This window comes from Rhizobium sp. YS-1r, assembly GCF_000757525.1.
Taxonomy (GTDB): Bacteria; Pseudomonadota; Alphaproteobacteria; order Rhizobiales; family Rhizobiaceae; genus Neorhizobium; species Neorhizobium petrolearium.
Genome location: NZ_JPYQ01000051.1, coordinates 1 through 310, shown reverse-complemented (window position 1 = coordinate 310; position 310 = coordinate 1). Strand labels below are relative to the sequence as shown.

Below are 310 nucleotides of genomic sequence, written 5' to 3'. Positions count from 1 at the left end.
GTTCGGCATCACCGTTCTCCGAAAGGCCCGGCATAGCCTCAAAAGGCAGCGCCAGAACCCCATCTCGTGCTTGTCGCCGCCAACTGGAAAGTTGGTTTGCTATAACGTCATGACGACGCGCAACATCAACAACACGAACACCGGGCTGAAAGCTTTCCGCTACAATCCGAGCCTTAACGTCATCCGGCCAACGCCGGTTTCCGCGGCGCGGCTCGACGATTTCGTAGCGACCAACAAATCCATCTTCTGCCATGCAAGTCTCCAGATAACCCTGGAAACCTTCTCGCACACCCAGCAAGCCTCAAAACAC

Annotated in this window: 1 protein-coding gene; it reads right to left on the bottom strand. The window is 55.8% G+C overall.

The features are described 5' to 3' along the window. A partial coding sequence (locus JL39_RS31255) for a transposase (RefSeq protein ID WP_152601240.1) occupies positions 1-253 on the bottom strand: 253 nt, incomplete at its 3' end. Between the last annotated feature and the right edge of the window lie 57 nt (positions 254-310).